The following is a 6,777-nucleotide window of genomic DNA, read 5'->3' as shown; positions in this document are numbered from 1 at the left end:
CTTGCCGCCTGCAGCCCTGCCAAAACCGCGGCGCCGGCCGCCGATACCGCCGCCACCGCGCCCGCCGTCCCGGTGGCGCCCCCCGAGGTCGTGCCGCCTGCGCCGGCCGACAAGCCGTTCGTGCCGACCGATGCGCAGCCGGTTCCAGCCCCGAAGCAGAGCCGCACCACCTATAAATGTGACAATGACGAGACCATCGAGGTGCGTTTCTTCCCCGATCAGGGCGTCGCCGTGCTGGTGCGCGGCGGCCAGAACACCGAGCTGCATCCCGAAACCGTCGCCGACGGCTTCAAATATTCGAACGGCGCGCAGACTTCGATCCGCGGTGTCGGCGATACGCTGACGCTGCAGGTCGGGATGATGGCGGCGGCGAAGTGCACCGCCGTCAAGCCCTGATGCCGGCGAAGACGCTCGCCGACTGGGCGGCGCTGGCGGCGAAGGAAGTCAAGGGTGCCGACCTGACCTGGGCGACGCCCGAGGGGATCACCGTCAAGCCGCTGTACACCGCCGCCGACGTCGCGGGGGTCGACCCCGGGCTGCCGGGATTCGCGCCCTACACGCGCGGCGTCAAGGCGACGATGTACGCCGGGCGGCCGTGGACGATCCGGCAGTATGCAGGCTTCTCGACCGCCGAGGCGTCGAATGCCTTTTACCGGCGCAACCTCGCCGCCGGCCAGAAGGGCCTGTCGGTGGCGTTCGATCTGGCGACGCACCGCGGCTATGACAGCGACCACCCGCGCGTCGCCGGCGACGTCGGCAAGGCCGGCGTGGCGATCGATTCGATCCTCGACATGAAGATCCTGTTCGACGGCATCCCGCTCGACCGGATGAGCGTCAGCATGACGATGAACGGCGCGGTGATTCCGTGCCTGGCGTTCTACATCGTCGCCGCCGAGGAACAGGGGGTGAAGCCCGAGCAGCTCGAAGGCACCATCCAGAACGACGTGCTCAAGGAGTTCATGGTCCGCAACACCTATATCTACCCGCCGGTGCCGTCGATGCGCATCGTCGCCGACATCATCGCCTACACCTCGGCGAACATGCCGCGGTTCAACTCGATCTCGATCAGCGGCTATCACATGCAGGAAGCCGGCGCGACGCAGCTGCAGGAACTGGCGTTCACGCTCGCCGACGGCATCGAATATGTCCGCGCCGCGCAGGCCCGCGGGCTGGCGGTCGACGCGTTCGCGCCGCGGCTGAGCTTCTTCTTCGCCATCGGCATGAACTTCTTCATGGAGGTCGCCAAGCTGCGCGCCGCGCGCCAGTTGTGGGCGAAGATCATGGGCGACTTCGGCGCGACCGACCCCAAATCGCTGATGCTGCGCACGCATTGCCAGACCAGCGGCGTATCCTTGCAGGAGCGCGACCCGTACAACAATGTCGTCCGCACGACGGTCGAGGCGCTCGCCGCCGTGCTGGGGGGCACGCAGTCGCTGCACACCAACGCGCTCGACGAGGCGATCGCGCTGCCCACCGATTTCTCCGCGCGCATCGCCCGCAACACGCAGCTGGTGCTCGCCGAGGAGACCGGGGTGACCCGCGTCGTCGATCCGCTCGGCGGCAGCTATTATGTCGAGGCGCTGACCGCCGAGCTGGCGGACAAGGCATGGGCGCTGATCGAGGAGATCGAGGCGGCGGGCGGCATGACCCGCGCGGTCGAGGCGGGCCTCCCCAAGCTCGCCATCGAGGAGGCGGCGGCAGCGAAGCAGGCGGCGGTCGATCGCGGCGAGACGGTGGTCGTGGGGGTGAACAGATACCAGCCCGCCACCGACGATGCGATCGACATCCTCGATGTCGATTCGGCGGCGGTGCGCGAGGGGCAGATCGCGCGGCTGGCGACGCTCAAGGCCGATCGCGACGAAGCCGCGTGCCGTGCCAGCCTCGACGCGCTGCGCGAGGGCGCGCGCGGCGACGCCAATCTGCTGGCGCTGGCGGTCGAATGCGCCCGCGCCCGCGCCACGCTGGGCGAGATCAGCGCGGCGATGGAGGACATCTTCGGGCGGCACGCGGCGGTCGTCCGCATGGTCAAGGGCATCTACGGCGACGCCTACCGGGGCGACCCGGGCTATGCGCGCGTGCAGGACGGTATCGCCGCGTTCGAACGCCGCAGGGGCCGCCGCCCGCGCGTGCTGATCGCCAAGATGGGGCAGGACGGCCACGACCGCGGTGCCAAGGTCGTCGGCAGCGCGTTCGCCGACCTGGGATTCGAGACCACCGTCGGGCCATTGTTCCAGACCCCGGTCGAGGCGGCCAACCTGGCGATCACGCACGACGTCGATGTCGTCGGCGCGTCGAGCCTCGCCGCGGGCCACAAGACCTTGGTCCCCGAACTGATCGCCGCGCTCAAAGCCGCCGGCCGTTCCGACATCCGGGTGATCGCCGGTGGCGTCATTCCGGCGCAGGACTACGACTTTCTGCGCAGCGTCGGCACCGCGGCGATCTTCGGACCGGGGACCAACATCGTCGACTCGGCAGCCGAGCTGCTGCGGCTATTGGGGCATAACCTGCCGCCGGCGGGGGAAGAGTTGGCGGCGGCGGAATAAGCGGCACCGCCCCCTCGAGCGGCGAGCTCGACTCGCGCGGGACATCGCCGGAGGTCAGAATTCAGCTATCGGACGCGGCGTCATCCGGGCGATGAGGTTCGCCGCGGCCGGCACCGCGGCTCGATCGACGGTCGCCTGCAGCGCGCGATACCCGGCCAGCACCGCTTGTCCGGTCTCGGTCAGCGCTGCGCCGCCGCCGCGCGCACCGCCTTTCGCGGCGGTCACCAGCGGCGCGGCAAACGCGCGGTTCATGGTATCGACCAGCAGCCAGGCGCGGCGATAGCTCAATCCCAGCTGCCGTCCCGCAGCAGAAATCGACCCGGTAGCGGCGATCGCGTCGAGCAGGTCGGCCTTGCCCGGCCCGAGCGCGATCTCGCCGTCGTGGAGCAGGCGGATGCTGATGCGCAGGCAGGAACTCATCGGACGAGCGTAACGCGCAACATCGCCGTTTGCATCCCCCCGCCACTGCGCCATGATGCCGGCAACGAACCGCGGAAGGACCACGCCATCGAGCCAACAGCGGCCAAGCGCCTTGGCGCCGCGGGATGGAGCTGGGCGCTGTTCCAGGGCGTGCGCGATCCGTACGTCATCCTCATCGTCATTTATGTGTTCGTGCCGTATTTCGTCGCCACTATGGTCGGCGATCCGGTGACCGGGCAGGCGCTGGCGGCGGGGTCGGCGAAATATGCCGGCTGGGCGGTGATGCTGACCGCGCCGCTGCTCGGCGCGACGGTCGACCGGATGGGGCCGAGGAAGCCGTGGCTGGGCTGGGTCGTCGCGTTGATGGTGCCGCTGATCGTCAGCCTGTGGTGGGCGCGGCCCGACGGCTCGGGGCTGTCGCTGACGATGGTCGTCGTCATCATCGCAGTGATCAACATCCTGTTTGCCTATTCGGAGACCTTGCACAACGCGCTGCTGCTGCCCGCCGCTGGCATGCACCAGGCGGGCACCGCATCGGGGCTGGGCCTCGCCTTCGGCAATTTCGTCTCGGTGAGCATGCTGGCGTTCGTGCTGTGGGCGTTCGCGCTGCCCGGCAAGGTGGCGTGGGGCTGGGTGCCGCCGGCGCCGCTGTTCGGCCTCGATACCGCGACGCATCAGCAGGACCGCATCACCGGGCCGCTGGTCGCCGCGGTGTTCGCGCTGGGTGCCATCCCGCTGTTCCGCTTCGTCCCCGACGTCCCCGCGACCGGCATGAAGTTCTGGACCGCGGTGCAGCGCGGCGCGGGCGATCTGGTGGCCTTGTTCCGCGAGGCGCGCGGGCATAGCGACGCGCTGGTGTTCCTGCTGGCGCGGATGATCTACACCGATGGGCTGACCGGCATTCTGGTGTTCACCGGGGTCTATGCCGCGGGCGTGTTCAAATGGGGGACGCTGCAGCTCATCGCCTATGGCATGATCCTCAGCGTTTTCGCGGTGGTGGGCGGGCTGCTGGCGGGCTGGCTCGACGGGCGCATCGGCCCCAAGCGCGCGGTGACGTGGCAGCTGATCGGCACGATTACCTCGCAGCTCATCTCGCTCGGCATGACGCCTGCGACCTTCCTCTACCGCCCGTTCGATCCCGCCGCGCACGCACCCTTGTGGAACGGCCCGATGTTCACGACGCTGCCCGAACTCGGCCTGATCGGCGCGGGGTTCCTCGGCGCGATCTCGGTCAGCGGCGCGTACGCTTCGAGCCGCACGCTGCTGACCCGCGTCGCGCCGCGCGACCGCATCGGGGTGTTCTTCGGGCTGTTCGTCATCGCCGGCAACGCGACGATGTGGCTGGGACCGCTGCTCGTCGAACAGGCGACGCTGGCGAGCGGCTCGCAGCGCTGGGGGCTGCTGCCGATCTCGGGGCTGCTGCTGGTGGGGCTGGTGGTGCTGATGTTCGTCAAGGGCGGGGGACGGGTGGTGGGGGAGGTGCCGTAGCGGGTGGCGGCCATCAACCCAAACAGCGCCCCGTCTGGCAAAGCGCCCCTAGCTCCCGATCGCCTCGCCCGGATACACCCCCCACAGCTGGCTGCGCAGGATATAGCCGCCCTTGCCGTCGCGCGTGACGCGGCACCAGGCGGCGTCGCACAGCACGACGCCGACCACCGCGCCGGGCTCGATCCGCCACACCGGCCGCGCCTGCAGGTCGGCGCTGCCGTAGAGCGTGCGCACGTCCTTGGTGACGACGGCGTGGCGCTCGCCCGACAGCAGGTTCTTGTTCATCCAGCCGATAGTGCCGTCGATGTCGCGGACCTGCCGCCAGATTTCCCATTCGCGCAGCACCTCGACCGGCAGCCCGGCGCGGACATAGACGAAGCTGATCGGATATTTGTCGCCGGGGCCGGTACGGAGATAGGCGCGCGCGGGCTTGATCGAGACGAAGCGCGGCGTCGGCAGCCCCGAACGCCCGTCGGCGAGCTCGGCGGCGGGCGCGGGCGCGGCGAGCAGGAGCAGCAGGGCGAGACGGCGCATCCCGCGCTGTGTAGCGCGGGCGATGCGCGGTTGGCCAGTGCGGTCGCAGGTCCGAACCTTGACGCCGCGTCCCCCCGCCAATAGCGCTGTCCGCGATGCACAGCCACGCGCGACCCAAAGTCATCGTCACCCGCCGCCTGCCGCAGGCGGTCGAGACGCGGATGGCCGAGCTGTTCGATGTCGAGCTGAACTTCACCGACACGCCGTTCGACCGCGAAGCGCTCGCCGACGCGGTCGCGCGCGCCGACGTCTTCGTGCCGACGGTCACCGATCACATCGACGCCGGGGTGCTCGCCGCCGCCGGGCCGCAACTGAAGCTGATCGCCAATTTCGGCACCGGCACCGACCACCTCGACCTCGCCGCGGCGCGGGCGCGGAACATCGTCGTCACCAACACGCCCGGCGTGCTCACCGACGACACCGCCGACATGGTGATGGCGCTGATCCTGTTCGTGCCGCGGCGGCTGGCGGAGGGCGAGAAGCTGATCCGCGACGGCTCGTGGGGCGGCTGGGGACCGACCGGCATGCTCGGCCACCGCATCACCGGCAAGCGGCTGGGCATCGTCGGCATGGGGCGGATCGGCCAGGCGGTGGCGGCGCGCGCGCGCAGCTTCGGGCTTAGCGTCCACTATCACAATCGCGAGCGGCTGCCCGCCGCGGTCGAGGGCGCGGTCGAGGCGACGTGGTGGCCGACGCTCGCAGCGATGCTGGCGCGCGTCGACATCGTCAGCATCAACTGCCCGCACACCCCCGAGACGCACCATCTGATCGACGCCGCCGCGCTCGGGGTGATGCAGCCGCACACCTATCTGATCAACGCGGCGCGCGGCGAGATCGTCGACGAGGCGGCGCTGGCGGCGGCGCTGTCCGGCGGCACCATCGCCGGTGCCGGGCTCGACGTGTTCGAGCATGAGCCGGTGGTCCACCCGGCGCTGCTCGGCCTGCCCAACGTCGTGCTGCTGCCGCACATGGGCTCGGCGACGTTCGAGGGGCGGCAGGCGATGGGCGACAAGGTCATCGCCAACATCCAGGTGTGGAAGGACGGCCACCGCCCGCCCGATCAGGTGCTCGAGGGCTGGGTCTGAGGAACGGCGGCGCGCGCGGATGGTTGATGCGGCATCACTGGGAGATGCGTGCCATGTCGAAGATCAGAACCGCGACGATCGCTGCACTGCTGCTGTCGGGCCCCGCGCTCGCCGCGTGCAACACCAACACCGGCAAGGGTGCCGCGGTCGGCGCGCTGGGCGGGGCCGCGGTCGGGGCAATAGCCGGTGACGCCGGCAAGGGGGCGATCATCGGCGCCGCGGGAGGCGCCACGGTCGGCGCGATCAAGGACAGCCAGCGGCACCGCAACTGTTATTATGACAATTACGGCCGCAAGGTCTGCCGCTAACGTTTGCACGTCCGCCCGGGCCCGGGCTATCCTGTTCGCCGGCGGCAGATGCCGCGAGGGTGGGAGAACGGGCATGACGACGATCGGACGTTCGGCGCTTGGCGTCGCGGTGGCGGCGGGACTGGCGCTCGCCGGCTGCGCCAGCAAGATGGGCACCGGCGCGGCGGTCGGTGCCGGCGCGGGTGCCGCGGCGGGCGCGATCACCGGCGGCAGCGCGGTGCAAGGCGCGGCGATCGGGGCCGCGGGTGGCGCGATCGTCGGCGGCATCGAGCAGAACCATCAGAACCAGAACGCCAAGCGCTGCTTCGATCGCGGTGTGGAAGTCGCCTGCCCGAAGTAGGGCAGGCCCTCGCGATGCCGCCGATCCGGCGCGGTTGCACGCGGACGCGTTACGCCCCG

The 6,777-nt window shown here is 70.3% G+C and carries 8 protein-coding genes; 6 read left to right on the top strand and 2 right to left on the bottom strand.

The features are described from left to right. Positions 1-396 (top strand): MliC family protein (locus ACP2AD_RS00040; protein WP_425228031.1); only part of this gene is annotated, 396 nt, incomplete at its 5' end. Beyond that, entirely contained in the window at positions 396-2,543 is a 2,148-nt protein-coding gene (gene scpA, locus ACP2AD_RS00035; protein ID WP_425228030.1) for a methylmalonyl-CoA mutase, read from the top strand. The genes ACP2AD_RS00040 and scpA, both read left to right, overlap by 1 nt. 54 nt (positions 2,544-2,597) lie before the next feature. Here the strand turns inward: scpA and ACP2AD_RS00030 are convergent, their stop codons facing one another. Continuing rightward, positions 2,598-2,963, bottom strand: a complete 366-nt coding sequence (locus tag ACP2AD_RS00030; RefSeq protein WP_425228029.1) for a winged helix-turn-helix domain-containing protein — start codon at positions 2,961-2,963, stop codon at positions 2,598-2,600. 150 nt (positions 2,964-3,113) lie between these two features. On the opposite strand from ACP2AD_RS00030, the gene ACP2AD_RS00025 reads away from it, so the two are divergent. Next, positions 3,114-4,451 (top strand): MFS transporter, encoded by a 1,338-nt coding sequence (locus tag ACP2AD_RS00025; RefSeq protein ID WP_425228028.1) that lies wholly within the window; start codon positions 3,114-3,116, stop codon positions 4,449-4,451. Positions 4,452-4,499: 48 nt separating this feature from the next. Here ACP2AD_RS00025 and ACP2AD_RS00020 read toward each other — a convergent pair whose 3' ends face one another. After that, positions 4,500-4,985 (bottom strand): SH3 domain-containing protein, encoded by a 486-nt coding sequence (locus ACP2AD_RS00020; RefSeq protein ID WP_425228027.1) that lies wholly within the window; start codon positions 4,983-4,985, stop codon positions 4,500-4,502. 95 nt (positions 4,986-5,080) lie between these two features. Between ACP2AD_RS00020 and ACP2AD_RS00015 the strand changes: the two genes are divergently transcribed. The 3 genes from ACP2AD_RS00015 (at position 5,081) to ACP2AD_RS00005 (ending at position 6,718) form a co-directional block, all read left to right on the top strand. Continuing rightward, positions 5,081-6,070, top strand: a complete 990-nt coding sequence (locus tag ACP2AD_RS00015) for a 2-hydroxyacid dehydrogenase (protein WP_425228026.1) — start codon at positions 5,081-5,083, stop codon at positions 6,068-6,070. A gap of 53 nt (positions 6,071-6,123) precedes the next feature. Next, positions 6,124-6,378 carry a YMGG-like glycine zipper-containing protein gene (locus ACP2AD_RS00010; protein WP_425228025.1) on the top strand — a complete coding sequence of 85 codons (255 nt, stop codon included), beginning with the start codon at positions 6,124-6,126 and terminating at the stop codon, positions 6,376-6,378. 73 nt (positions 6,379-6,451) lie between these two features. Continuing rightward, positions 6,452-6,718, top strand: a complete 267-nt coding sequence (locus ACP2AD_RS00005; protein ID WP_425228024.1) for a hypothetical protein — start codon at positions 6,452-6,454, stop codon at positions 6,716-6,718. The last annotated feature ends 59 nt before the right edge of the window (positions 6,719-6,777 follow it).

It is taken from the genome of Sphingomonas sp. (assembly GCF_965248875.1).
GTDB lineage: Bacteria > Pseudomonadota > Alphaproteobacteria > Sphingomonadales > Sphingomonadaceae > Sphingomonas.
The sequence above is the reverse complement of the archived record's forward strand: the minus strand, read 5'-3'. Positions and strand labels throughout refer to the sequence as shown.

Coding starts and splice junctions, on each gene's coding strand:
- ACP2AD_RS00020 (WP_425228027.1), bottom strand. CDS start 4,985: ATGCGCCGTCTCGCCCTGCTGCTCCTGCTCGCCGCGCCCGCGCCCGCC.
- ACP2AD_RS00015 (WP_425228026.1), top strand. CDS start 5,081: ATGCACAGCCACGCGCGACCCAAAGTCATCGTCACCCGCCGCCTGCCG.
- ACP2AD_RS00005 (WP_425228024.1), top strand. CDS start 6,452: ATGACGACGATCGGACGTTCGGCGCTTGGCGTCGCGGTGGCGGCGGGA.
- scpA (WP_425228030.1), top strand. CDS start 396: ATGCCGGCGAAGACGCTCGCCGACTGGGCGGCGCTGGCGGCGAAGGAA.
- ACP2AD_RS00030 (WP_425228029.1), bottom strand. CDS start 2,963: ATGAGTTCCTGCCTGCGCATCAGCATCCGCCTGCTCCACGACGGCGAG.
- ACP2AD_RS00010 (WP_425228025.1), top strand. CDS start 6,124: ATGTCGAAGATCAGAACCGCGACGATCGCTGCACTGCTGCTGTCGGGC.